The 26,028-nt window shown below is 65.1% G+C and carries 21 protein-coding genes and 2 tRNA genes; all 23 read left to right on the top strand.

All coding sequences use genetic code 11. The features are described 5' to 3' along the window. The first annotated feature begins 19 nt into the window (after positions 1 to 19). The 23 genes from OG225_RS30715 (at position 20) to OG225_RS30605 (ending at position 26,000) form a co-directional block, all read left to right on the top strand. A tRNA-Met gene (locus tag OG225_RS30715) sits at positions 20 to 95 on the top strand. 43 nt (positions 96 to 138) lie between these two features. Further along, entirely contained in the window at positions 139 to 309 is a 171-nt protein-coding gene (rpmG, locus tag OG225_RS30710) for a 50S ribosomal protein L33 (RefSeq protein WP_011211653.1), read from the top strand. Positions 310 to 567: 258 nt separating this feature from the next. Further along, on the top strand, positions 568 to 1,638 hold the full coding sequence (locus OG225_RS30705; RefSeq protein ID WP_405183423.1) for a fused (3R)-hydroxyacyl-ACP dehydratase subunits HadA/HadB: 1,071 nt from the start codon (positions 568 to 570) through the stop codon (positions 1,636 to 1,638). A 277-nt stretch (positions 1,639 to 1,915) separates the two neighbouring features. After that, positions 1,916 to 1,988 (top strand) — tRNA-Trp (locus tag OG225_RS30700). A 31-nt stretch (positions 1,989 to 2,019) separates the two neighbouring features. Next, positions 2,020 to 2,388: a preprotein translocase subunit SecE gene (gene secE, locus OG225_RS30695; protein WP_109528834.1), complete on the top strand. Its 369-nt coding sequence runs from the start codon at positions 2,020 to 2,022 to the stop codon at positions 2,386 to 2,388. A gap of 113 nt (positions 2,389 to 2,501) precedes the next feature. Continuing rightward, complete coding sequence (gene nusG, locus OG225_RS30690) at positions 2,502 to 3,305, top strand: transcription termination/antitermination protein NusG (RefSeq protein ID WP_405183422.1); 804 nt, start codon at positions 2,502 to 2,504, stop codon at positions 3,303 to 3,305. Positions 3,306 to 3,496: 191 nt separating this feature from the next. After that, the gene (gene rplK, locus OG225_RS30685) at positions 3,497 to 3,931 is read left to right on the top strand and encodes a 50S ribosomal protein L11 (RefSeq protein ID WP_109528833.1); all 435 of its coding nucleotides are present in this window, start codon (positions 3,497 to 3,499) and stop codon (positions 3,929 to 3,931) included. An 89-nt stretch (positions 3,932 to 4,020) separates the two neighbouring features. Then, positions 4,021 to 4,734: a 50S ribosomal protein L1 gene (gene rplA / locus OG225_RS30680; RefSeq protein ID WP_216914921.1), complete on the top strand. Its 714-nt coding sequence runs from the start codon at positions 4,021 to 4,023 to the stop codon at positions 4,732 to 4,734. 540 nt (positions 4,735 to 5,274) lie between these two features. Continuing rightward, entirely contained in the window at positions 5,275 to 5,817 is a 543-nt protein-coding gene (gene rplJ / locus OG225_RS30675; protein ID WP_216914923.1) for a 50S ribosomal protein L10, read from the top strand. A gap of 66 nt (positions 5,818 to 5,883) precedes the next feature. Continuing rightward, entirely contained in the window at positions 5,884 to 6,258 is a 375-nt protein-coding gene (gene rplL, locus OG225_RS30670; RefSeq protein ID WP_109528830.1) for a 50S ribosomal protein L7/L12, read from the top strand. 243 nt (positions 6,259 to 6,501) lie between these two features. Next, positions 6,502 to 7,578 (top strand): ABC transporter ATP-binding protein, encoded by a 1,077-nt coding sequence (locus OG225_RS30665; protein ID WP_405178391.1) that lies wholly within the window; start codon positions 6,502 to 6,504, stop codon positions 7,576 to 7,578. 43 nt (positions 7,579 to 7,621) lie between these two features. Further along, a complete protein-coding gene (locus OG225_RS30660) occupies positions 7,622 to 8,383 on the top strand; it encodes an ABC transporter permease (RefSeq protein WP_109528828.1) in 762 nt (253 codons plus the stop codon). A 3-nt stretch (positions 8,384 to 8,386) separates the two neighbouring features. Then, positions 8,387 to 9,253 (top strand): ABC transporter permease, encoded by an 867-nt coding sequence (locus OG225_RS30655; RefSeq protein ID WP_216914927.1) that lies wholly within the window; start codon positions 8,387 to 8,389, stop codon positions 9,251 to 9,253. Further along, the gene (locus tag OG225_RS30650; protein WP_405178390.1) at positions 9,250 to 10,599 is read left to right on the top strand and encodes an MCE family protein; all 1,350 of its coding nucleotides are present in this window, start codon (positions 9,250 to 9,252) and stop codon (positions 10,597 to 10,599) included. Before OG225_RS30655 ends, OG225_RS30650 begins: the two co-directional genes overlap by 4 nt. An 8-nt stretch (positions 10,600 to 10,607) precedes the next feature. Continuing rightward, positions 10,608 to 11,672, top strand: a complete 1,065-nt coding sequence (locus tag OG225_RS30645; RefSeq protein ID WP_405183421.1) for an MCE family protein — start codon at positions 10,608 to 10,610, stop codon at positions 11,670 to 11,672. After that, positions 11,672 to 12,682, top strand: coding sequence for an MCE family protein (locus OG225_RS30640; RefSeq protein WP_216914931.1), 1,011 nt, complete (start codon positions 11,672 to 11,674; stop codon positions 12,680 to 12,682). The genes OG225_RS30645 and OG225_RS30640 overlap by 1 nt, the downstream gene beginning before the upstream one ends. Before the next feature lie 40 nt (positions 12,683 to 12,722). Beyond that, positions 12,723 to 13,946 (top strand): MCE family protein, encoded by a 1,224-nt coding sequence (locus OG225_RS30635; protein ID WP_405183420.1) that lies wholly within the window; start codon positions 12,723 to 12,725, stop codon positions 13,944 to 13,946. Continuing rightward, the gene (locus OG225_RS30630) at positions 13,943 to 15,187 is read left to right on the top strand and encodes an MCE family protein (RefSeq protein ID WP_405178389.1); all 1,245 of its coding nucleotides are present in this window, start codon (positions 13,943 to 13,945) and stop codon (positions 15,185 to 15,187) included. Before OG225_RS30635 ends, OG225_RS30630 begins: the two co-directional genes overlap by 4 nt. Beyond that, entirely contained in the window at positions 15,184 to 16,425 is a 1,242-nt protein-coding gene (locus OG225_RS30625; protein WP_405178388.1) for an MCE family protein, read from the top strand. Before OG225_RS30630 ends, OG225_RS30625 begins: the two co-directional genes overlap by 4 nt. Positions 16,426 to 16,454: 29 nt before the next feature. Beyond that, positions 16,455 to 17,273 carry a hypothetical protein gene (locus OG225_RS30620; RefSeq protein ID WP_405178387.1) on the top strand — a complete coding sequence of 273 codons (819 nt, stop codon included), beginning with the start codon at positions 16,455 to 16,457 and terminating at the stop codon, positions 17,271 to 17,273. 11 nt (positions 17,274 to 17,284) lie between these two features. After that, positions 17,285 to 17,986, top strand: coding sequence for a hypothetical protein (locus OG225_RS30615; protein ID WP_405178386.1), 702 nt, complete (start codon positions 17,285 to 17,287; stop codon positions 17,984 to 17,986). A 447-nt stretch (positions 17,987 to 18,433) separates the two neighbouring features. After that, entirely contained in the window at positions 18,434 to 21,940 is a 3,507-nt protein-coding gene (locus OG225_RS30610) for a DNA-directed RNA polymerase subunit beta (RefSeq protein ID WP_405178385.1), read from the top strand. Between the two features lie 106 nt (positions 21,941 to 22,046). Next, a complete protein-coding gene (locus tag OG225_RS30605; RefSeq protein WP_405178384.1) occupies positions 22,047 to 26,000 on the top strand; it encodes a DNA-directed RNA polymerase subunit beta' in 3,954 nt (1,317 codons plus the stop codon). The last annotated feature ends 28 nt before the right edge of the window (positions 26,001 to 26,028 follow it).

Here is a 26,028-nt window from a genome sequence, read left to right as displayed (position 1 = left end):
CCAGGCAATGCGTCCACGTGGCGGTGTAGCTCAGTCGGTAGAGCAAACGACTCATAATCGTTGTGTCGCCGGTTCAAGTCCGGCCATCGCTACCATAGAACCGATCAGACCATCTGGTTGACCGAAAGAAGGAATATCGTGGCCGCGAAGTCCACCGATGTCCGGCCAAAGATCACCTTGGCCTGCGAGCAGTGCAAGCATCGCAACTACATCACCAAGAAGAACCGCCGCAATGATCCGGATCGGCTGGAACTGAAGAAGTTCTGCCCGAACTGCGGAACCCACCGGGCGCACCGCGAATCCCGCTAGTCCATTCGACGCGTGCCGCTGCCGCGTGATTGGGCACCGGGTTCGAATCCCGGTTATCTCGGACGTGAAGCTGCGAAGGGCCGGACAGATATGTCCGGCCCTGAGTGCGTTTACGGATTCGACGGTGGTGGTTGACCGCGAGCGACAGTTACTCACAGCCCGCGAAACGCGGACAGGTAGCCGAGCGTCTGCGAGGCCGTGTCCGCTCCGCCGAGACCTCGCGTTGCGGGGTCAGATAGGTACAGTCCTTCCGTGACAATGAACACCGGTACAGCAGAAGCGGTCCAGGCGAGCGAGGCAGATTTCGACCCCGCCGCTCACGCGGCGGCGATGGTCGGTCACCACTACCGCGTCGACGACTACTACGAGGTCGGCCGTGAGAAGGTTCGCGAATACGCCCGCGCCGTGCAGGACTACCACCCGGTGCACTGGGACGAGGACGCCGCGCGCGAATACGGCTACGACGGGCTGCTCGCACCGCTGACCTTCATCTCCCTGGTCGGCATTCTGGCCCAGCGCAAGCTGTTCGAGACGATCGTCACCGGTTACGACCTCAGCCAGATCATGCAGACCGACCAGATTCTGGAATTCCATCGCCCCATCCGGGTCGGTGACCAGCTGACCTGCGATGTCTACCTGCATTCGTTCCGGCAGGCGTTCGGCGGCGACATCATCGTCACCAAGAACACCGTCACCGCGCAGAACGACGAGCTGGTGCTCACCACCTACACCACGCTCATCGGACGCAGCGGCGGTGATATCGACCCCGATCTGACCGGCGCGGTGCGCAATGTGCTGATGCACGGCATCGACGAGGAAGCGCCCGCGCATCGCCCGCGCACCGTGGTGCCCGGCGCCGCCGCACCGGCCCCGGTCGCCGCCGTCCCCGATATCGCGCCGAGTAAGAGCGCGCTCGCGTTCGAGGATGTCGCCGTCGGCACCGAACTGCCGCCGCGCACCGTCCGCCTGACCCGCGGCGATCTGGTGAACTATGCGGGCGTCTCGGGCGACGCGAACCCGATCCACTGGAGTGACGAGGTCGTCGGACTCGTCGGCCTCGACAACGTGGTGGCGCACGGCATGCTCTCGATGGGTCTCGGCGGCGGTTTCGTGACGTCGTGGCTGCGCGATCCCGGCGCGGTCAAGGAGTACAACGTCCGCTTCACCAGCCCGGTCTACGTCGGTTCGGAAGAGGCCGCCGAGGTGGAGTTCACCGGCAAGGTCAAATCGGTGGATCCGCAGACCCGGACCGCGGTGATCGCCATCGTGGCGAAGTCGGCGGGCAAGAAGATCTTCGGGCGAGCGACCGCGACGGTCGCGCTGGCCTGATCGGGGCCGCGTACCCCGCCTGACCTGGTCGCCCGACCCGGATTGGCTATCTGCGCGGGCGGTAACGTAGACTCAGGTTTCTGGGGTCACCAGCCGCTGCGCGCTGCTCTATGGGGCTGGTTCCAGACGGTCCGGATGATATCCTTGGAGGATTTCTTCGGGGTCGTCACGGGGCCTGCAACCGCCGGAGTGGCGCGTGTGTTGTGTGACACCGGGTACAACTGAATACGGAAGAGTGGTTGGACGAGTTCGGGACTTGTTCCAGATGTCCGACCGAAGGGGCGTAGCTCAATTGGCAGAGCAGCGGTCTCCAAAACCGCAGGTTGCAGGTTCAAGTCCTGTCGCCCCTGCCCTGAATGCCGGCGACGAGAGAGGATCGACGTGAGCGACGAGCGGGACACCCGCGGCGCGCATGATGACGACGACGCCGTAGCACGGCCGAGCGGTAAGCGTTCCGCTCGGCGCAACCGCGCCGGATCCGCTCCCGTCGACACCGGTTCGGTGGCCACGATCGAGCGTCCGTCGAAGGCGGGCAAAACGGCCGCCAAGACCAAGCGCAGCAACCCGATCTCCAAGTTGATCAAGTTCTTGCGCGAGGTCGTCGCGGAACTGCGCAAGGTGATCTGGCCGAACCGTAAGCAGATGATCACCTATACGAGCGTTGTTCTGGTGTTCGTGGTCTTCATGGTCGCGTTCATCAGCGGGTTGGATCTGGCGTTCATCAAAGGTGTCAACTGGCTGTTCGGCTGAGCACCCGCGAACGCCGACACCGGTAGCCGATCCCGGGGCGGGCGGAGCATGACGCCGCGTCCGGCCCCGGCACGCAGAGGATGTACGTGACGACACAGGAAGCGAGTGCCCCAGTGAGCACCCCGGAGAACGACACCAACGACGAGTTCCCGGTCGACGACGCGGCGGATGCCGTGGAGACCGTCGAGGAATCTGCTGTGGTCGACGAATCCGAGTCCGCTGCGTCCGAGTCCGACGAATCGGAGTCCATCGAATCCGAGCCCGTGGTCGATGCCGCTCCGATCGACGCCGAACCCGCCGACCCCGTCGCCGAGATGAAGGCAGCGCTCAAGCGCGCCCCCGGTGACTGGTACGTCATCCACTCGTACGCCGGTTACGAGAACAAGGTGAAGACCAACCTCGAGACCCGCGTGCAGAACCTGGATCTGGAGGAGTACATCTTCCAGGTCGAGGTGCCGACCGAAGAGGTCACCGAGATCAAGAACGGCCAGCGCAAGAACGTCAATCGCAAGGTGCTGCCCGGCTACATCCTGGTCCGGATGGAACTCAACGACGAGTCGTGGGGCGCGGTGCGCAACACCCCCGGTGTCACCGGATTCGTCGGCGCGACCTCGCGCCCCTCGCCGCTGTCGATCGATGACGTGGTGAAATTCCTCGTCCCGGCCGCGCAGCAGCAGAAGAAGCCCGCCGCGGCGGGCGCCGAGGGCTCCGGCTCCACCGATGTGGCTCCTAAGCCCGTCATCGAGGTCGATTTCGAGGTCGGCGAGTCGGTGACCGTGATGGACGGACCGTTCGCGACGCTGCCCGCCAGCATCTCCGAGGTCAACGCCGAACAGCAGAAGCTCAAGGTGCTCGTGTCGATCTTCGGTCGCGAGACTCCGGTCGAGCTGGCGTTCACGCAGGTCGCGAAGATCTGATCGGCGGGGGGCCGCACTACGGCCCCACGCGAAGGACCAGGGCACGGCCCCGGTAGGGTGTGTTGGTTCGTGCACGGATCCGATGCGCGTCATCGGATCCGTGCGCTGATGCCGGGCCCGCGCGTCCGGATGCGGGCCGCGCCCGCAACAGGCTTACGGCAACCGTAAGGAACCGAAACCAAGGAAGAAAGATGCCCCCCAAGAAGAAGAAGCTCGCCGGGATCATCAAGCTGCAGATCCAGGCCGGCCAGGCGAACCCGGCTCCTCCGGTCGGCCCCGCGCTCGGTCAGCACGGCGTCAACATCATGGAGTTCTGCAAGGCGTACAACGCCGCGACCGAGTCGCAGCGTGGCAACGTCATCCCGGTCGAGATCTCGGTGTACGAGGACCGGACGTTCGACTTCAAGCTGAAGACCCCGCCCGCCGCCAGGCTGCTGCTCAAGGCCGCCGGTGTACAGAAGGGGTCGGCCGAGCCGCATCGCCTCAAGGTCGCGAAGGTCACCATGGACCAGGTCCGTGAGATCGCCAAGACCAAGCAGGAAGATCTGAACGCCAACGATATCGATCAGGCGGCCAAGATCATCGCGGGTACCGCGCGTTCGATGGGTATCACCGTCGAGGGCTGAGTACCGCCTTCCGAGCGACTCCGCTCCCGAGTGGGAGGGCCGGCCAGGCCCGACAACCACTTCTGAACCTATAACGAGGACAGAGAATCATGGCAAAACGAAGCAAGGCGTATCTCGCCGCGGCCGAGAAGGTCGACAAGTCCGCGCTGTACTCGCCGCTGGCCGCGACGCGGCTCGCGAAGGAGACCGCCACCACCAAGACCGACGCGACCGTTGAGGTCGCCGTTCGCCTCGGTGTGGATCCCCGTAAGGCCGACCAGATGGTGCGCGGCACCGTCAACCTGCCGCACGGCACCGGTAAGACCGCTCGCGTCATCGTGTTCGCCGCGGGCGAGAAGGCCGCCGAGGCCGAAGCCGCCGGTGCGGACGCCGTCGGCGCCGAGGATCTGATCGAGCGGATCCAGGGCGGCTGGCTCGACTTCGACGCCGCCATCGCCACCCCCGACCAGATGGCCAAGGTCGGCCGGATCGCGCGCGTCCTGGGCCCGCGCGGCCTGATGCCGAACCCGAAGACGGGCACGGTCACCAACGATGTGACCAAGGCCGTCAACGACATCAAGGGCGGCAAGATCAACTTCCGCGTCGACAAGCAGGCCAACCTGCACTTCGTCATCGGCAAGGCGTCCTTCGACGACGCCAAGCTGGTGGAGAACTACGGTGCCGCGCTGGACGAGATCCTGCGCGTCAAGCCGTCGACCGCCAAGGGCCGCTACGTCAAGAAGATCACGGTCTCGACGAACACCGGACCGGGCATCCCGGTGGACCCGAACCGCACCCGCAACCTCCTGGAGGAGGACGCGTAAGTAGCGCCCGAGGTCTCGTATCTCACCGACCACCGCCGAGGGCGGGAACGCGACCCGCGTTCCCGCCCTCGGCCGTTTCCGGCGCCGTTGCGATTCCGATCATGCACGGACGCAACAACTTTGACGAGGGCGCCGAGATCGGTGTCGTAGGGCGCGATGATTGCGTCGGCCGAAGACGATGGGCGCGGGACGTGTCGGCAAGGCATGGTTCGCACCAGCGGCCCGACCCTGTTTTGGCAGATGGTGGGCCTACCGGGTACATTGAACGTCAGTCATCGACCAGTTCGATAACTACCCAATCCGTTCTACCGAAGACCGTTGGTCGTCGATCCCGCACCGGGGTCGGTCGAAGGTCCGGCGACATTGCCGGCGGCCCACGCAGGGAGAGCCGAGGTCGGGAACTCGATTCGCTCGCCGAGTCGGTTGTCCTGTGCGCCCCGGAACGCTCTGCGTCCGGGGCGTTAGTTTTGTCTGTGATATCGCCGGGCCCTGGTTTTCGACAGTTCGTAGACGAACCGACATCCAGAGAGGAGGCGAAGTATGGCAAAACCCGAGAAGGTTACCGCGGTCGCGGAGATCACCGAGCAGTTCAAGAGCTCCACCGCCACCGTGGTCACGGAATACCGTGGCCTGTCGGTCGGCAAGCTCACCGAGCTGCGTCGGGCGCTGGGCACGGAGGCCACCTACTCCGTCGCCAAGAACACCCTGGTCAAGCGTGCCGCCGCCGAGGCGGGCGTGGAAGGCCTCGACGACCTGTTCGTCGGACCGACCGCGATCACCTTCATCAGCGGTGAGCCTGTCAACGCGGCCAAGGCCCTCAAGGCCTTCGCCAAGGACAACAAGGCGCTCGTCATCAAGGGCGGGTACATGGACGGCGCGCCGCTGTCCGTGTCCGAGGTCGAGCGGATCGCCGACCTGGAGACCCGTGAGGTGCTGCTGGCGAAGCTGGCCGGTGCCATGAAGGGCAACCTGGCCAAGGCCGCTGGTCTGTTCAACGCTCCCGCTTCGCAGGTGGCCCGCCTGGCCGCCGCGCTGCAGGAGAAGAAGCAGGCCGAAGAAGGCGGAGCCCCCGCCGCCGAGTGACCTCCGGTCCCTCACGGGTGACGGCGTCACCCGACCCACATACTCATTTCCCCGAAAGGAACAACAATGGCCAACGTTGACGAACTGCTCGAGACCTTCGGCAACATGACCCTGCTCGAGCTGTCGGACTTCGTCAAGAAGTTCGAAGAGAAGTTCGAGGTCACCGCGGCTGCCCCCGTCGCCGTCGCCGCCGTCGGCCCCGCCGCGGTCGAGGCCGTCGAGGAGCAGGACGAGTTCGACGTCGTGCTCGAGAGCGCGGGCGACAAGAAGATCCAGGTCATCAAGGTGGTCCGTGAGATCGTCTCCGGCCTGGGCCTGAAGGAAGCCAAGGATCTCGTCGAGAGCGCCCCGAAGGCCATCCTGGAGAAGGTCGCCAAGGATGCCGCCGAGGCCGCCAAGGCGAAGCTGGAAGAGGCCGGCGCCAAGGTCGCGGTCAAGTAATTCGAACGAATTACGTCGAACGGGCGGTTCCCTGCGGGGGACCGCCCGTTCCGCGTTTCGGGTGTGCGAGCACCCGGATATTGCGAATATTGAGAAGGTTTCTGGGTTACTCTTCGGTCAGGTTGGGGTGTGCCGTGTCTTGCTCGTGGGTTAGAGTGACCGAACCCACTATCACACGCACGCCGCGATGACCGAGCGCGCGGTTCGCGGTGGGGTGCTCGCTGAGAAAAAGTGGAGGTTGGCGTGGGCGTCGAGGTCAGGACCGAGGGTGTTACCAAATCCTTCGGTTCCCAGCGAATTTGGCAGGATGTCTCTATCACTCTGCCGTCGGGCGAGGTCAGCGCACTGCTCGGTCCGTCGGGTACCGGTAAGTCGGTGTTCCTCAAGTCGCTGATCGGGCTGTTGCGCCCGGAGCGCGGGTCGATCTTCATCGACGGCACCGATATCACGACGTGCTCCAACAAGGAGCTCTACGAGATCCGCAAACTCTTCGGTGTGCTGTTCCAGGACGGCGCGCTGTTCGGCTCGATGAATCTGTATGACAACATCGCGTTCCCGCTGCGTGAGCATACGAAGAAGAACGAGTCCGAGATCAAGAAGATCGTGATGGAGAAGCTCGAGCTGACGGGTCTGCTCGGCGCCGAGGGCAAACTCCCCGGTGAGATCTCCGGCGGTATGCGCAAGCGCGCCGGACTGGCGCGAGCGCTGGTCCTGGATCCGCAGATCATCCTCGTCGACGAGCCGGACTCCGGTCTGGATCCGGTGCGTACATCGTATCTGTCGCAGCTGTTGATCGATATCAACGCCCAGATCGATGCCACGATCCTGATCGTCACGCACAACATCAACCTGGCCCGTACCGTCCCGGACAATATCGGGATGCTGTTCCGCAGACAGCTGGTGATGTTCGGTCCGCGCGAGGTGCTGCTGACGTCCGAGGAGCCCGTGGTCAAACAGTTCCTCAACGGCCGCATGATCGGCCCGATCGGCATGTCCGAGGAGAAGGACGAGACCCAGATGGCCCGCGAGCAGGCCATGGTCGACGCCGGTCACCACCACGGTGGCGCCGAAGAGGTCGAGGGCATCATCCCGCAGATGAAGGCCCAGCCGGGTATGCCGGTACGCCAGGCGGTGCACCGCCGTAAGCAGCGGGTGCAGGAAATCCTCCACACGCTGCCACACGCCGCGCAGGTCGCCATCCGCGAATCGCTCGCGGAGAACGACGACACACAGGTCATGGCATACAACACCGCTGATCTGGACAAGTACCAGGGCGGCGCGTTCGACTCAACAGTTCGACACAACACAACCAGCGGGTAACATACGGTCCGTGAATCGGACCCTCGCGCGTGTGTTGACTCCCATGGAGTCGGCGTTTGCGCAGGCGGGCAACATTTTTGCGCTGTTCATCGATGTCGTCCGCAAGACTTTCAAGAAGCCGTTCCAGTGGCGGGAGTTCATCGAGCAATCGTGGTTCATCGCGAGTGTCTCGATCCTGCCGAGCGCTTTGGTGGCAATTCCGTTCGGCGCCGTGGTGGCGTTGCAGACGGGTTCGCTCATCAAGCAGTTGGGCGCCGAATCCTTCACCGGCGCAACCAGCGTGCTGGCCACGGTGCAGCAGGCCGCACCGGTCGTGACCGCGTTGATCATCGCGGGCGCGGCCGGTTCCGCCGTTGCGGCCGACCTCGGCGCGCGGACCATCCGCGAAGAGATCGACGCGATGGAAGTGCTCGGCATCGACCCGATCCAGCGCCTGGTGGTACCGCGCGTGCTCGGCATGATGCTGGTGGCCCTGCTGCTCAACGGCCTGGTCTCGGTCGTCGGCATTGCCGGCGGCTATTTCTTCAATGTGCTGCTCCAAGGCGGCACTCCCGGCGCGTATCTCGCGTCCTTCTCGGCACTGGCTCAGCTCCCGGATCTGTGGATCGGGGAGATCAAGGCGCTGGTGTTCGGTCTTCTCGCCGGTGTCATCGCCGCGTACAAGGGGCTGCATCCCAAAGGTGGTCCGAAAGGAGTCGGTGACGCGGTGAACCAGTCCGTGGTGATCACATTCCTGGTGCTCTTCTTCGTCAATCTGGTCCTGACGTTGGTGTACCTGCAGGTCGTTCCCGCCAAGGGCGCATGATCCATGGCCACCCCCTATCGGAACCCGGTCATTGCCAAGACGACGCGCCGGGTCGGTGAGATCGCGCGCGCACCACTGAATGTCATCGATCGCGCGGGCGACCAGATGGCGTTCTACGCCCGGGCCATCGCGTGGATTCCGCGCACCGCGGTGCACTACCGCAAGGAGGTCATGCGGCTGTTGGCCGAGGTGACCTTCGGATCCGGCGCACTCGCCGTCATCGGCGGCACCATCGGCGTCATCGTCTTCATGTCCGGTTCGGTCGGCGTCGTCGTCGGTCTCCAGGGTTTCAAGGCGCTGGACTCGCTCGGCAGTTCGGTGCTGACCGGCTTCCTGACCGCCTATATCAACACCCGTGAAATCGCGCCGCTGGTGGCGGCTTTGGCACTGTCCGCCACGGTCGGCTGCGGTTTCACCGCGCAATTGGGCGCCATGCGGATCTCCGAGGAGATCGACGCGCTCGAGGTGATGGCGGTGCCCGGTGTGCCGTTCCTGGTCACCACCCGCGTGATCGCCGGCTTCGTCGCGGTCATCCCGCTCTACGTCGTCGGCCTACTCGGCACCTTCATCGCCTCGCGACTGATCAGCGTCTGGTTCAACGGGCAGTCCAGCGGTTCCTACGACCACTATTTCAGTCTGTTCCTGCCACCGGAGGACGTGCTCTATTCGTTCCTCAAGGTGCTGGTATTCGCGTTCGTGATCATCCTCGTGCACTGCTACTACGGCTTCAACGCCACCGGCGGTCCCGCCGGTGTCGGTGTCGCCGTCGGGCGTGCGGTGCGTGCGGCGATCGTCCTGGTCAATGTGCTCGATTTCTTCCTGAGCCTGGCGATCTGGGGAACGACGACCACCGTGCGGGTCGCCGGATGAACCGCGTGCAGACCTGGCGTAAGACGGAGAAACTCCGCGTCCGACTCCTGGGTGTCACGTTCTTCGCGCTGGTCGCGCTGTTCCTGTGGTCGACCGTCGCGATCTACAACAAGCAGTTCGTGAAGACGGTCGACGTCGACCTCATCACCGACGGTGTCGGCAACGCGTTGACCCGCAACGCGGATGTGAAGGTCCGCGGCGTCAATGTCGGCGAGGTCCGTTCGAGTAGTTCCGAGGGCGGCAAGGTGACCCTGGACCTGGCGATCGATCCCGCCAAGGCCGAGCAGATCCCGGCCAACGCCACCGCCCGGCTGCTGCCGAAGACGCTGTTCGGTGAGCGGTACGTGGATCTGATCATTCCCGAGGAGCGCAGTCCGCAGCATCTGACCGACGGTCTCACGCTGTATCAGGACCAGAGCGGCAACGCGATCGAGATCAGCAAACTGCTCGACGATCTGATGCCACTGCTCCAGGCCATTCCGCCGCAGGATCTTGCCGCGACGCTCGGCGCGCTGTCGCAGGCGCTGGCCGGTCAGGGCACCGCGCTCGGTGTCACCATCGACCGGCTCGACGGCATCTTCCGCGAGGTCAACGCGGTCATGCCGGAATTGCAGGACGATCTGCGCAGTTTCGCGACGGTGGCGGCCACCTATTCCGACGCCGCGCCGCAGTTGATCGACGCCCTGAACAATCTGCGGACCACGAACGCGACGATCGTGCAGCGTCGTTCGGATATCGACACGCTCTACGCGGTCCTGACCCCGACGTCGGCGAGTGCGGCCGACTTCCTGGTCGCCAATCGCGACAATATCGTCGATATCGCCGCCGATTCGCGTCCGGCGCTGGAGATGCTGGCCAAATACTCGCCGACCTACGCGTGCACGATGGCGAATTTCGCGAAGATGAAACCGCGTATCGACGACATCATGGGTATGGGTAAGGACAATCCCGGGTCCCGGGTGACGATCGAACTGGTCAACACGCGCGGCAGGTATCTGCCGAACCAGGACGAGCCGCGCTGGTTCGATACCAGGCCGCCGTGGTGTGTGGCCGAGTATCCGCTCGGCGTCGACGTCGGCCAGTACATCAGCGGCCCGCCCAACGACGGCTCCTACGCGGTGCCGAGTCGTAATCCCGGTGATCAGACCACCGGCTATCTGCCGGAACCGCAGCTCGGGGTCTTCCCGGCCGGACAGGTTCCGACGGTTGCGGGGTCGCCGGGCGAACAGCAGTCGCTCGGCGCGATCTACGGTGCGGCGCACGGTGTCTCGCCGGAGGAAGTGCCCGGTTGGGTGACCCGGGCCGGTGCGCCCGCGTTCCGCGGTAGCGAGGTGAGTGTGCGATGAGGGCGAAAATGCGCGGGCTCGGCGGTCCGCTGACCAAATTGATCATTTTCGTCATAGTGACGTTGTTCGCCACACTCATGCTCGGCCTGTCCATCGCCAATTACACGGGTGGCGGCACCGAGTTCAAGGCCAGGTTCACCGACGTGACCTCGCTCAACAAGGGCGACGAAGTGCGTATCGCCGGTGTGCGGGTCGGCAAGGTGACCGCGGTCAAGATCGTCGACCGGCGACAGGCCGAGGTCGTCTTCGAGGTGCAGGACCGCAGTTGGCTGCCCGCGTCGACGACGGCGACCATCCGCTACCGGAACCTGGTCGGCCAGCGGTATATCGCTCTCGAACAGGGGGTGGGCGAACAGGGCAGGAAGCTGAACGAGGGCGCGACCATCGGTTTGGACAAGACCCGCCCCGCGCTCAACCTGACCACACTGTTCAACGGCTTCCGCCCGTTGTTCCGCACGCTCACGGCCGACGATGTGAACAAGCTGTCCTTCGAGATCATCCAGGTCTTCCAGGGCGAGCAGGGCACGATCCACGATCTGGTCGCCTCGACCGCGGATCTGACCAACAAGATCGCCGACAAGGACGCGGTGATCGGTGAGCTGGTCAAGAACCTGACGCAGATCCTGGAAACGGTCAATCAGCGCGCCGACCAGTTCGACCAACTCATCGTGAATACCGAGGCACTGGTCAGCGGCCTGTCCGCCGAGCGCGACGTGATCGGGCGTTCGGTGTCGTCGCTGGGCAACCTGGCCTCGGCCACCTCCGATCTGCTCGTTCCGGTGCGCCCGACTCTGCAAGGGGCGATCGCGGGGCTCGGTCAGCTCACCGGCACCCTCGACGAGCGTTCCGACGAGGTGAACCAGACGCTGGCGACCCTGCCGATCAAGATGGAAAAGCTCGGCCGTGTCGGTAGTTACGGCTCCTGGTTCCAGTTCTATCTGTGCGGTATCGACGTCGTGGTCGGGCCGGGCGCGGTCGACGCGCCGCAGCTCAACCTGCCCGCGGGGGTGCCCACGATCAACCAGCCGCTGTACACGAATGCCGCGCCGCGCTGCTCGGGGAAGGCCCGCTGATGGACGACCGCATTCTGCTCGGTAAACGCAGCCCGGCATTTCTCGGCGCGCTCGGACTGTCGATGGTGCTGCTGGTGACGGTGTCGGCGTTCTTCCTGGACCGGCTGCCCATCATCGGCGCCGGGATCACCTACACCGCCGAATTCTCCGAGGCGGCGGGTCTGAAGAAGGGCAACGAGGTCCGCATCGCCGGGGTGAAGGTCGGCCAGGTCGCGGGCGTGAGCCTCGACGGGGACCGGGTCCTGGTCGAATTCCGGACCAAGGACGCCTGGATCGGCAACGAGACCACCGCTTCCATCCAGATCAAAACGGTGCTGGGCCAGAAGTACCTGGCGCTGGATCCGCACGGAACCGATCCGGCCGATCCGAGCAAGCGGATTCCGTTGTCGCGCACCGTCGCACCGTACGACGTCATCGACGCGTTCACCGACGCGGCGAACAGCCTGGAGAACATCGACACCGGTCAGCTGGCGACCAGTATGCAGGTGCTCGCCGACGCCTTCGAGACCACACCGCCGCAGATCCGGGGTTCGATCGACGGCATCGCCCGGCTCTCGGAAACGCTGGCAAAACGCGACGAGGAATTGAAGCGCCTGTTCCGCGCGACGAATCAGACCACGAGGGTGCTGGCCGATCGCAATGCCGAATTCGAGCGTCTGCTCGCCTCGGGCGGACAGTTGCTCGCGGAGTTGAATATCCGCCAGCAGGCCATTCACCAGCTGCTCACCGGCGCTAAGACGGTGTCGGCCGAATTGAGCGCGCTGGTGCACGACAACGAGGAACAGATCGGTCCCGCGCTGACGAATCTGCACGCGTCGATCGAATTGTTGAACGACAACCAGCAGAACATCTCCAAGACCTTGGAACTCGCGGCGCCGTTCTACGGCCTGTACGCGAATGTGCTCGGCTCGGGTCGTTGGTTCGACGCGGTGATCACCAATGTGATTCCGCCCGCCCTGCCCGAGATTCCGGGCGACCGCGCGCCGGTGCGCACCCTGGGAGGTAACTGACGTGGCCGCGAGTAACGAGCCACTGACCGCGCTACGCGGGATGAGCCGCGGCGCCAAGGTGACGATGGTGATCGGACTCGTCGTGATCGTGGCGGCCGCCGGATTCCTGTGGCGGTTCTTCGATCGGATGAACACCACCAGGATCACCGCGTATTTCGATCGCTCGGTCGGTATCTACGAGGGTTCGGATGTGCGAATCCTCGGTGTGGCGGTCGGATCGGTCGATTCGGTGGAACCGATGGGTGACCAGGTGAAAGTCGTGATGAGCGTCGACCGGGACTACGATATTCCGGCCGAGGCGCAGGCGGCGCAGATCACCCCGTCGGTGGTCTCCGACCGGTTCATCCAGCTCACCCCCGTCTATCGGGGCGGTCCGAAAATGGAACGCGACGCGACCATTCCGCGCGACCGTACCGTGACGCCGGTCGAGGTCGATCAGCTGTACAAGAGCATCGCGGAACTTTCCGAGGCACTCGGCCCCAACGGCGCCAACAAAGAGGGCGCGGTCAACGAACTGGTGCGCAGTTCCTCGGCGAATCTGGCGGGTAACGGCGAAGCGCTCGCCAACAGCATTTCCCAGCTCAGCAAGGCGGCGCGCTATCTGTCCGACGCGCGCGGCGATATCTTCGAGACGGTCAAGAATCTACAGAGTTTCGTCAGCATGCTGGCCGTCAACGACGCGCAGGTGCGCGAATTCAACACGCAATTGGCCGATCTGGCGGGTTTCCTCGCCGGTGAGCGTCAGAATCTCGGCGAGGCACTGGAATTGCTCTCGGTCGCGCTCGGTGATGTCGCGCGGTTCATCGACGACAACCGGGAACTGGTCGCCGACAATGCCGCCGCGTTGACCACGTTGACGAGAACTTTGGCCGACCAGCGCGACGACCTGGCCGCGGTGCTTCCGGTCCTGCCGGTGGCGTTGAGCAATCTGATCAATATCCACAACGGCGAATCCGGCACCCTCGACATGCGGGCGAACTTTCCGGAATTGCAGGATCCGTTCGGCGTGGTGTGCAAGATGCTCGATCTGTCCAAGCTGATGCCGGGTGATCCGCAATTCGAGGCGTTGGGCAGGCAGTTGCGTCCGATCATCGAACACTGCAAGGAGATCACCGACCAGATCACCGCCGGGGTGCAGACCCCGACGCTGATCCTGCCGTTCGGCATTCTCAGCGGCGAGAACCAGCAGCGCGATCCGGTGCCGGGCACCGTGCCCGGTACTCCGTCCAACCGGTTGCCGCCGTCCGAAGAAGGTGGGCGATGAACAAGATCCGTAGTGCCGCACGTGGTTTCGGCGGCGCGGTGGCGCTCGCGGTCACCGCGGCGCTGGTCACGTCCTGCTCCTCCGACGGTATCTACAGCATTCCGCTGCCCGGTGGCGCCGATGTCGGCGACCATCCGATGACCATCGAGATCCAGTTCGACGATGTCCTCGATCTGGTGCCGCAGTCCTCGGTGAAGGTCGAAGGCGTGCCGGTGGGGCGCGTCGAGGAGATCAGCATCGGCAAGGACAAGTGGACGGCCAGTGTGCGTACGCTGGTCAATTCGTCGGTCGATCTGCCCGCCAACGCGCGGGCCGAGGTGCGGCAGTCGAATCTGCTCGGTGAGAAATTCATCGAATTGTCCAAGCCCGCGGCCGATCCCGATCCGAACCGGCTCACGAACGGTTCGGTCATCCCGGTCGATCACACCAGGCACGCCACCGAGATCGAACAGGTGCTCGGCGCGCTGTCGCTGCTGCTCAACGGTGGCGGTGTCGCGCAATTGCAGCCGATCGTCACCGAATTGAACAAGGCGCTCGGCGGACGCGAGGGCCGGGTGCGTTCCCTGCTCGAACAGACCGAGACGTTGATCACCGGACTGGATAAGCAGGTGGATGACATCACCCGCGCCATCGACGGACTCGGCACGCTCAGTGCCAGAGTGAGTACGCAGACCTTCCAGATCGGCAAGATCCTCGACGAGTTGCCTGCCGGTATCAAGATTCTCAATGAGCAACGGCCGCAATTGATCTCGTTGCTGACACAGCTGGATCGGGTGGGCGAGGCCGGTTTCGACGTGCTGAACGCGTCGAAGGACGACCTCATCGCCGACCTGATCTCGTTGCGTCCCACCTTGCAGGAACTCGGCCGTGCCGCACCGGATCTGGTGACCGCGCTGCCGTTGATCCCGACCTATCCGTTCCCGGATTCGACGCTGGAGGGCACCTTCGGCGGTTCGGTCAACACCTGGCTCTCGGTGGACGCGCAGATCGGCGTCGCCTTGAACAATCTCGGTGTGGGCAAAGGTGATCCGGTCTACATCCCGCCGGTAGGCCGCCCGGTTCCGGTGAATCCGAGCAATCCGTACTACAACGGCAACGGTCCGAGTCCAGGCTGGCCGACCGTCTCGCTGGTGCCGCTGCCGCAGAGCTTGGCCCAGGTTCCCGGGATTCCCGGGGTGCCGAATCCGCTGGGTCCGTTGCTCGAACAGTTCGGCGTCGATCAGCAGGAGGCTCCGCGATGACACGCCTGGTGCGTTATCAGCTGATCGCGTTCGCGCTGATCGCCGTGCTCGGCGTCGTCTACGTCGGCGCCCGCTACGTCCGGCTGGACGAGATGTTCGGATTCGGCCTCTACCGGGTGAAGGTGGAGGCGACCCAGACCGGCGGCGTCTACAAGGGCGCCGAGGTCACCTACCGGGGCGTGCCGGTGGGGCGGGTCGGCGACCTGCAACTCAGTTCCGACGGTGTGGTCCTCACCCTCGATCTGGAGACGAGCGGGCCCAGGATTCCGGTGTCGGCGAAGGCCGTGGTGGCCAACCGGTCCGCGATCGGCGAGCAGTACGTGGATCTACAGCCCGACAGCGACAGCGGCCCGTACCTGAAGAACGATTCGGTGATCGTCGGGGCGAGCACGCCCATCTCGGTCGAGGAACTGATCGGCAGCGTGGATCATTTCACCAGTTCGGTCGATCTCGCCGCGTTGCACACGACCGTCACCGAACTCGGGAAGGCGCTCAACGGCAAAGGCGACGATCTCAAGGTCCTGCTCGAATCGCTGAACACCTTCACCGAGACATTCGACGAGGCGCTGCCGCAGACCATCCAATTGATCCGTGACGGCAGGATCGCGCTCGGTACCCAGGCCGAGCAGTCGGCGGCCATCCGGCAGTTCAGCGACGGCCTCGACCAGGTCACCGCCCAATTGCGCTCCAGCGATCCGGCCGTGCGTCGATTGATCGGCACCGGTACCGACGCGGGCCGCCAGATCGGCGCGCTGCTGCGCGAGAGCGGCGCGGCGCTCACCGAGAACCTGACCAATCTGCGGGTGCTGTTGCAGGCCATCTCGCCGAAGTTCTACGCGCTGCAACCGCTGCTGATCATGCTGCCCGGACTCTCGGTCGGCGCGTCGGCCACCGCGCCCGGTGACGGCACCAGCCATTTCGGTTTGGTGCTCGAGGTGAACAACCCGCCCGCGTGTACGGTCGGCTACGAGGGGACGTACCAGATTCTCGAGCAGATGAAGGCGCAGAACCCCGACTTCGACGACTCCCGTGACGAGTTCCCGTTCAACACGAACGCGAAGTGCACCGTGCCGCAGGGTAATCCGACCGCGGTACGTGGCGGAGCGCGGGCCGACACGGCCGATCCGGCCGTCGCGCAGCCGTGGGACGACGTTCCCAAGACCGATCCGGACAAGCTGAATCTGAATCCGATCGCCGTACAGATGGCCACCCTGCTCGGGGTCACGCCGAAGCGGTGACCAGGACCGACAACGTTAGGGTGCCTGTCGTGAACATCGACCTCTCCAAGGAAATGCCGGGGGCGAGCGAACCGGGGACCGAGGAATCCGATGCCACGGCGGCCGAGTCGTCGGCGTCGGCCGCGGCCGCCGGATCGTCGTCCGACACCGCCGGGGCGGACAAGGCCGCCGTTGTCGTGGGAAGTGGCTCCACGGTGCCTCCCGACGCGAACCGCGCGGCGGGGACCGCACGCCGCGCACCGGTCGCCTCGAGCACCGCCGCGGTCGGCGCGTTGGTCGTCGCCCTGATCGCCGCGGCGTGGTTCGGCGCGGGCTGGGCCAGGTCCGCCTGGTTCACCGACGGCCCGCGTGCCGCCGCCCGCGACAGCGCCCTCGATTCGGCGCGCCAGGCCGCCATCAATATGACCTCGATGGAACTCGACGACGTCCCGGGTTCGCTCGCGATGGCCCGTTCGTCGATGACCGGCGCGATCCTGGAATCGGCGCAGAAGAATCAGCAGCGGTCCGAGCAGCTCGCCGCGCAGGCGGGTGTCGAGATGAAATCGAAGGTGCTCGGCGCCTCGCTGACCGCGCTCAACAGCGAGCGCGACAAGGCCACCGCGCTGGTGGTACTCCAGGTGACCGAGTCCAAGCCGGACAAGTCGGTCTCGGACTACCGCTACACCTGGAGCCTGGAGATGGCCAGGAACGGCGATGTCTGGAAGGCCGAGCAGGTCGCGTCGCTGACCCAACCGGTGCTGCTCGACGGCCCGGGACCGAGCGGAATGGGACAGCCTGCTCAGCGGCCCGCCGCCGACGGGGCCCAGGCGCCCGCCGACGCGCCTACCGCGCCCAAGCCCGGATCGTAGGAGGACACCCGATGAATTCTCGTAAACCGGTCAACCGGGTCACCTCCAGGCGGCGTCCGGCCACCGGGTCCGCCGCCCGTCCGAGTGCTCGCGCCGTCGCGGGGACCCGTCCGGCGCGCGCCGCGGTACCGCCGCGGTCCGGGAACCCGAGCGCCTCGCGCGCGAGCAAGAAGTGGGCGCGCGGTGGCGGCGCCGAACCGCGTGCGCGTCGTTTCGCGGGCCGAGGATCGTCCTGGACGGTCGTCGTCGGGTCCGCGGTCGCCGCGGTCGCGCTGGCCGGATTCGCGGTCACCGCCGCGTTGCGGCCGGGCGTGAACGATTCGAATCTGGCCTTCGTCGACAGCGCGGGAACCGAGGAGGTGCGCGCGGCCGCCGACCACGCGCTGCGCACCATCTACGGCTACGACATCGAACACATCGACGGCTACGAGGCGGCGGTGCGCTCGGTGGTCACCGGCGCGATGCTGACCGATCTCGACAAATTCTCCTCGACCACGATCGACGCGATCAAACAGGCGCAGACCAGCGCCGATGCCAAGGCCGACCCCATCGGGGTGACCATGCTCACCGATGACCGGGCGGAGTTGCTGGTGAATCTGGTCGTGAGCGCGACCAAGGGGGGCGTGGCCCAGCAGAGCGTCGCGGGACCGGTCGTGTTGCGCATGCAGAAGGTGGATGGTCACTGGTTGGCCGGCGAGATCGTCGATCAGTGAGTCGGCGGGTGATCTTGAACGTGACGGCCGATCGCGTCGACATCCAGGTCGGGCCGCCACTTGACGAGCTTCGCCCGAGCCGTCACGCTATTCACAACAGCGGCAGCTGTCACAGTGGCTTCACCCGCCCCGCCGCCCTCGACGCAGCCAGCGTTTCGGGCCGGGGCACCGCTCCGTGACGGGGCGGTGCCTACCCCTTCCGGGGCTCGGCGCGGCAGCCACGTGAACGTTCGCACGGGTGGTACTTTGACACCTCCGTGCCGATAGGTGTAGGTTTGGACGTTGCGCTGGCTGCCTCCTGTCCATTCCTCGATCCGCACTCCTAAGTGTCACCCCTCCGGTGTTGCTTTCGTTGTTGCCTGTTCGGGTTCGTTCGGGTCGTGACCAGCGAGAATCTCAACGTAGCAGGCAAGCGACGGTCGCGGACCACCACGCGACGCGCGTGAGGTGCTGGAAGGACGCATCTTGGCAGTCTCCACCCAGACCAAGGCAGTTGCCGGAATCCCCGGAGCCCCATTGCGGGTGTCTTTCGCGAAGATCCGTGAACCCTTGGAGGTGCCCGGACTTCTCGATCTACAAACGGACTCTTTTGCATGGTTGATCGGCTCGCCGTCATGGCGAGAAAAGGCCGCCGCGCGCGGCGACGTCGGGCTCTCGGGCGGACTCGAGGAGGTGCTCGAGGAGCTCTCGCCGATCGAAGACTTCTCCGGCTCCATGTCCCTGTCTTTCTCCGACCCTCGTTTCGAAGAGGTCAAGGCCTCGATCGACGAGTGCAAAGACAAGGACATGACGTACGCGGCGCCACTATTCGTGACGGCCGAGTTCATCAACAACAACACCGGTGAGATCAAGAGCCAGACGGTCTTCATGGGTGATTTCCCGATGATGACCGACAAGGGCACGTTCATCATCAACGGCACCGAGCGCGTCGTCGTCTCGCAGTTGGTGCGTTCTCCCGGCGTCTACTTCGACTCCAACGTCGACAAGGCCACGGAGAAGGACCTGCACAGCGTGCGCGTCATCCCGTCGCGCGGCGCGTGGCTGGAATTCGACATCGACAAGCGCGACACCGTCGGTGTCCGTATCGACCGCAAGCGTCGTCAGCCGGTCACCGTGCTGCTGAAGGCGCTGGGTTGGACGAACGAGGAGATCGTCGAGCGTTTCGGCTTCTCCGAGATCATGATGTCCACCCTGGAGAAGGACAACACGGCGGGCCAGGACGAGGCGCTGCTCGATATCTACCGCAAGCTGCGTCCGGGCGAACCGCCGACCAAGGAGTCGGCGCAGACCCTGCTGGAGAACCTGTTCTTCAAGGAGAAGCGCTACGACCTGGCGCGCGTCGGTCGCTACAAGATCAACAAGAAGCTGGGCATCCACCTGGGTGAGCAGATCACCGCGTCGGTGCTGACGAAGGAAGACATCGTCACCACCATCGAGTACCTGGTGCGCCTGCACGCCGGTGACCGGAACATGACCGCCCCCGGCGGCGAAGAGGTTCCCGTCGAGGTCGACGACATCGACCACTTCGGCAACCGTCGCCTGCGCACCGTCGGCGAGCTGATCCAGAACCAGATCCGGGTCGGCCTGTCCCGTATGGAGCGTGTGGTCCGCGAGCGGATGACCACCCAGGACGTCGAGGCGATCACGCCGCAGACCCTGATCAACATCCGCCCGGTCGTCGCCGCGATCAAGGAGTTCTTCGGAACCTCCCAGCTGTCGCAGTTCATGGACCAGAACAACCCGCTGTCGGGTCTGACCCACAAGCGCCGCCTGTCGGCGCTTGGCCCGGGTGGTCTGTCCCGTGAGCGCGCCGGCCTGGAAGTCCGTGACGTCCACCCGTCGCACTACGGCCGCATGTGCCCGATCGAGACCCCGGAAGGCCCGAACATCGGCCTGATCGGTTCGCTATCGGTGTACGCGCGGGTCAACCCGTTCGGTTTCATCGAGACGCCCTACCGCAAGGTCGTCGACGGCAAGGTCACCGACGAGGTCAAGTACCTCACCGCCGACGAGGAGGACCGCCACGTTCGTGCGCAGGCCAACTCGCCGGTGGACGCCGAGGGCAACTTCCTCGAGGAGCGTGTGCTCTGCCGTCGTGGCAACGAGGAGAACGAACTCGTCGCCGCGGCCCTGGTCGACTACATGGACGTCTCGCCGCGCCAGATGGTGTCGGTCGCGACCGCGATGATCCCGTTCCTCGAGCACGACGACGCCAACCGCGCCCTGATGGGTGCGAACATGCAGCGTCAGGCGGTTCCGCTGATCCGTTCCGAGGCCCCCATCGTGGGCACCGGCATGGAACTGCGCGCCGCTGTCGACGCGGGCGATGTCGTGGTGAACGAGAAGTCCGGTGTGGTCGAGGAAGTCTCCGCCGACTACGTCACCGTGATGGCCGACGACGGCAGCCGCAAGTCCTATCGGATGCGCAAGTTCAACCGCTCGAACCAGGGCACCTGCTCCAACCAGCGTCCGATCGTGGACGAGGGCCAGCGGGTGGAGACCGGCCAGGTGCTGGCCGACGGTCCGTGCACCGAGAACGGTGAGATGGCCCTCGGCAAGAACCTGCTCGTGGCGATCATGCCGTGGGAAGGCCACAACTACGAGGACGCGATCATCCTGTCGCAGCGCCTCGTGGAAGAGGACGTCCTGACCTCGATCCACATCGAGGAGCACGAGATCGACGCCCGCGACACCAAGCTGGGCGCCGAGGAGATCACCCGGGACATCCCGAACGTCTCCGACGAGGTGCTGGCCGATCTCGACGAGCGCGGCATCGTGCGCATCGGCGCCGAGGTCCGTGACGGCGACATCCTGGTCGGCAAGGTCACCCCCAAGGGCGAGACCGAGCTGACCCCGGAAGAGCGGCTGCTGCGCGCGATCTTCGGTGAGAAGGCGCGCGAAGTGCGCGACACCTCGCTGAAGGTGCCGCACGGCGAGTCCGGCAAGGTCATCGGCATCCGCGTGTTCTCGCGCGAGGACGACGACGACCTGCCTCCCGGTGTCAACGAGCTGGTGCGCGTGTACGTGGCGCAGAAGCGCAAGATCCAGGACGGCGACAAGCTCGCCGGTCGGCACGGCAACAAGGGCGTCATCGGCAAGATCCTCGCCACCGAGGACATGCCGTTCCTGCCCGACGGCACCCCGGTCGACATCATCCTGAACACCCACGGCGTGCCGCGTCGTATGAATATCGGCCAGATCCTGGAGACCCACCTCGGGTGGATCGGCAAGACAGGCTGGCAGGTCGACGTCGCCACCGACGGCACCAGGCCCGATTGGGCCGCGGCGCTGCCGGAGGAGATGATCGGCGCACCGGCCGACTCCAATATCGCGACCCCCGTCTTCGACGGTGCCCGCGAGGAGGAGCTCACCGGTCTGCTCGCTTCGACCCTGCCGAACCGTGACGGTGAGCGCATGGTCGACGACGACGGCAAGGCGACCCTGTTCGACGGCCGCTCCGGCGAGCCGTTCCCGTACCCGGTCGCGGTCGGTTACATGTACATCCTGAAACTGCACCACCTGGTCGACGACAAGATCCACGCCCGTTCGACCGGTCCGTACTCGATGATCACCCAGCAGCCGCTCGGCGGTAAGGCCCAGTTCGGTGGCCAGCGCTTCGGTGAGATGGAGTGCTGGGCCATGCAGGCCTACGGCGCGGCCTACACGCTGCAGGAACTGCTGACGATCAAATCCGACGACGTCGTCGGCCGCGTGAAGGTCTACGAGGCCATCGTCAAGGGCGAGAACATTCCGGAGCCGGGCATTCCGGAGTCGTTCAAGGTGTTGTTGAAAGAGCTCCAGTCACTGTGCCTCAACGTCGAGGTGCTGTCTTCGGACGGCGCGGCGATCGAGATGCGCGACGGTGACGACGAGGATCTGGAGCGCGCCGCGGCCAACCTGGGCATCAATCTGTCCAGGAACGAAGCGGCGACCGTCGACGATCTGGCGAACTAGGCGGCCGGGCCGGATGTCGTCGATTCGACGAACATCCGGCCACCGCGCAGCACCGACTAGTGAACTTTTTGCACGAATTCGACCCGAATAGGGGAAAGGAAGTTACGTGCTAGACGTCAACTTCTTCGATGAACTCCGGATCGGTCTGGCCAGCGCCGAGGACATCCGCCAGTGGTCCTTCGGCGAGGTTAAGAAGCCGGAGACCATCAACTACCGCACGCTCAAGCCGGAGAAGGATGGCTTGTTCTGCGAGAAGATCTTCGGTCCCACCCGGGACTGGGAGTGCTACTGCGGCAAGTACAAGCGCGTTCGCTTCAAGGGCATCATCTGTGAGCGCTGCGGCGTCGAGGTGACCCGCGCCAAGGTGCGCCGTGAGCGGATGGGCCATATCGAACTGGCCGCGCCCGTAACTCATATCTGGTACTTCAAGGGCGTGCCCTCGCGCCTCGGGTACCTGCTCGACCTGGCTCCGAAGGATCTGGAAAAGATCATCTACTTCGCGGCCTACGTCATCGTCGGCGTCGACGACGAGCTGCGTCACAGCGAACTCTCCACGCTCGAAGCCGAGATGGAGGTCGAGAAGAAGGCCGTCGCCGATCAGCGTGACGCCGACCTGGAGGCCCGCGCCCAGAAGCTCGAGGCGGATATCGCCGAGCTCGAGGCCGAGGGCGCCAAGTCCGACGTGCGCCGCAAGGTCAAGGACGGCGGCGAGCGCGAGATGCGCCAGCTCCGTGATCGGGCCCAGCGTGAGCTGGACCGGCTCGATGAGATCTGGAGCACCTTCACCAAGCTCTCGGTCAAGCAGCTCATCGTGGACGAGGTCCTCTACCGCGAGCTGGTCGACCGCTACGGCGAGTACTTCACCGGCGCGATGGGCGCGGAGTCCATCCAGAAGCTCATGGAGAGCTTCGATATCCACGCCGAGGCCGAGAACCTGCGCGAGACCATTCGCTCGGGCAAGGGCCAGAAGAAGCTGCGCGCGCTCAAGCGTCTGAAGGTCGTCGCGGCCTTCCAGATGAACGGCAACTCGCCCATGGGCATGGTGCTCGACGCCGTTCCGGTGATCCCGCCGGAGTTGCGTCCGATGGTTCAGCTCGACGGTGGCCGTTTCGCCACCTCCGACCTGAACGATCTGTACCGCCGCGTGATCAACCGCAACAACCGCCTCAAGCGACTGATCGACCTCGGCGCGCCCGAGATCATCGTCAACAACGAGAAGCGGATGTTGCAGGAGTCCGTCGACGCGCTGTTCGACAACGGTCGTCGTGGCCGTCCGGTCACCGGACCGGGTAACCGCCCGCTGAAGTCCCTGAGCGATCTGCTCAAGGGCAAGCAGGGTCGTTTCCGTCAGAACCTGCTCGGCAAGCGCGTGGACTACTCGGGCCGTTCGGTCATCGTGGTCGGTCCGCAGCTCAAGCTGCATCAGTGCGGTCTGCCCAAGTTGATGGCGCTCGAGCTGTTCAAGCCGTTCGTGATGAAGCGTCTGGTCGACCTGAACCACGCGCAGAACATCAAGTCCGCCAAGCGCATGGTGGAGCGTCAGCGTCCCCAGGTGTGGGATGTCCTCGAAGAGGTCATCGCCGAGCACCCGGTGCTGCTGAACCGCGCGCCCACCCTGCACCGTCTGGGTATCCAGGCCTTCGAGCCGCAGCTGGTCGAAGGTAAGGCCATCCAGCTGCACCCGCTGGTCTGTGAGGCGTTCAACGCCGACTTCGACGGCGACCAGATGGCCGTGCACCTTCCGCTGTCCGCGGAGGCGCAGGCCGAGGCCCGCATCCTGATGCTGTCCTCGAACAACATCCTGTCGCCCGCGTCGGGCCGACCGCTCGCCATGCCGCGTCTGGATATGGTGACCGGCCTGTACTACCTGACCCGTCTCGTCGACGACGACAAGGGCGAGTACCGGGCGGCTACCAAGGACGGGCCGGAGCGGGGCGTGTACTCGTCCCCCGCCGAGGCGCAGATGGCGGTCGACCGTGGCGAGCTGACCGTGCGGTCGCTCATCAAGGTGCGGCTGATCGATCAGCGTCCGCCCAGGGACGTCGAGGCCGAGCTGTTCCCCGACGGCTGGAGCCGTGGCGACGCGTGGACCACCAAGACCACGCTCGGTCGTGTGCTGTTCAACGAGTTGCTGCCCGCGGACTACGCGTACATCAACGAGCAGATGCCGAAGAAGCGTCAGGCGACGATCATCAACGATCTCGCCGAGCGCTACCCGATGATCGTGGTCGCGCAGACCGTCGACAAGCTGAAGGACGCGGGCTTCTTCTGGGCCACCCGTTCCGGTGTGACGGTCTCCATGTCGGACGTTCTGGTTCCGCCGGAGAAGGCCGAGATCATGGAGCGCTACGAGGCGCAGTCCGATCAGATCGAGAAGAAGTACCAGCGTGGTGCGCTCGATCACCAGGAGCGCAACAACGCCCTGGTCAAGATCTGGCAGGAAGCGACCGAAGAAGTCGGTAGGGCGCTGCGCGCGCACTACCCGCCGGACAACCCGATCATCACGATCGTCGAGTCGGGCGCGACCGGTAACTTCACCCAGACCCGTACCCTCGCCGGTATGAAGGGCCTGGTCACCAACCCCAAGGGTGAGTTCATCCCGCGGCCGATCAAGTCCTCCTTCCGTGAGGGCCTCACGGTTCTGGAGTACTTCATCAATACCCACGGTGCCCGTAAGGGTCTGGCCGACACCGCGCTGCGTACCGCCGACTCGGGCTACCTGACCCGTCGTCTGGTGGACGTCTCGCAGGACGTCATCGTGCGCGAGCACGACTGTGGCACCGAGCGCGGCATCGTCGTTCCGATCGCCGAGAAGCTGGTCGACGGCACGATCATCCGTGACGCGCACGTGGAAACCTCCACCTACGCACGGACGCTCGCGTCGGACGCGCTGGACGCCAAGGGCAACGTCGTCGTGGGCAAGGGCGCCGATCTCGGCGATCCCGCGCTCGAGGCGCTGCTCGAGGCCGGTATCACCGAGGTGAAGGTCCGCTCCGTGCTGACCTGCACCACCGGCACCGGCGTGTGCGCGACCTGCTACGGCCGCTCCATGGCGACCGGCAAGCTGGTCGACATCGGTGAGGCCGTCGGCATCGTCGCCGCGCAGTCCATCGGTGAGCCCGGTACCCAGCTGACCATGCGTACCTTCCACCAGGGTGGTGTCGCGGGTGATGACATCACCGGCGGTCTGCCGCGTGTCCAGGAGCTCTTCGAGGCTCGCGTGCCGAAGGGCAAGGCGCCTATCGCCGAGGTCTCCGGCCGTATCCGCCTCGAGGACGACGACCGCTTCTACAAGATCACCATCATCCCGGATGACGGTGGCGAGGAAGTCGTCTACGACAAGCTCTCGAAGCGTCAACGTCTGCGTGTCTTCAAGCACGACGACGGCTCCGAGCGTCTGCTCTCCGACGGTGACCACGTCGAGGTCGGCCAGCAGTTGCTGGAAGGCGCGGCGGATCCGCACGAGGTGCTGCGCGTGATGGGCCCCCGTCAGGTGCAGGTCCACCTGGTCCACGAGGTCCAGGAGGTCTACCGCTCGCAGGGTGTGTCGATCCACGACAAGCACATCGAGGTCATCGTTCGTCAGATGCTGCGTCGCGTGACGATCATCGACTCCGGTGCGACGGAATTCCTGCCCGGCTCGCTCACCGAGCGCGCCGAGTTCGAGAGCTCCAACCGTCGCGTGGTCGCCGAGGGCCGTGAGCCCGCGGCGGGTCGCCCGGTGCTGATGGGTATCACCAAGGCGTCGCTGGCCACCGATTCGTGGCTGTCGGCGGCCTCCTTCCAGGAGACCACCCGGGTGCTGACGGACGCGGCCATCAACTGCCGCTCCGACAAGCTCATCGGCCTGAAGGAGAACGTGATCATCGGCAAGCTGATCCCGGCGGGTACCGGTATCAACCGTTACCGCAACATCCAGGTTCAGCCGACCGAAGAAGCTCGTGCCGCCGCGTACGCGGTGCCGTCCTACGACGACACCTACTACAGCCCGGACAGCTTCGGCGCCACCACCGGTGCCGCCGTCCCGCTGGACGATTACGGTTTCAGCGACTACCGGTAATCGGTAGGTAGAACAACGATCGCCCCGC

Source organism: Nocardia sp. NBC_01377 (genome assembly GCF_045040005.1).
Taxonomy (GTDB): Bacteria; Actinomycetota; Actinomycetes; order Mycobacteriales; family Mycobacteriaceae; genus Nocardia; species Nocardia noduli.
This window is presented reverse-complemented; position numbering and strand designations above follow the sequence as displayed.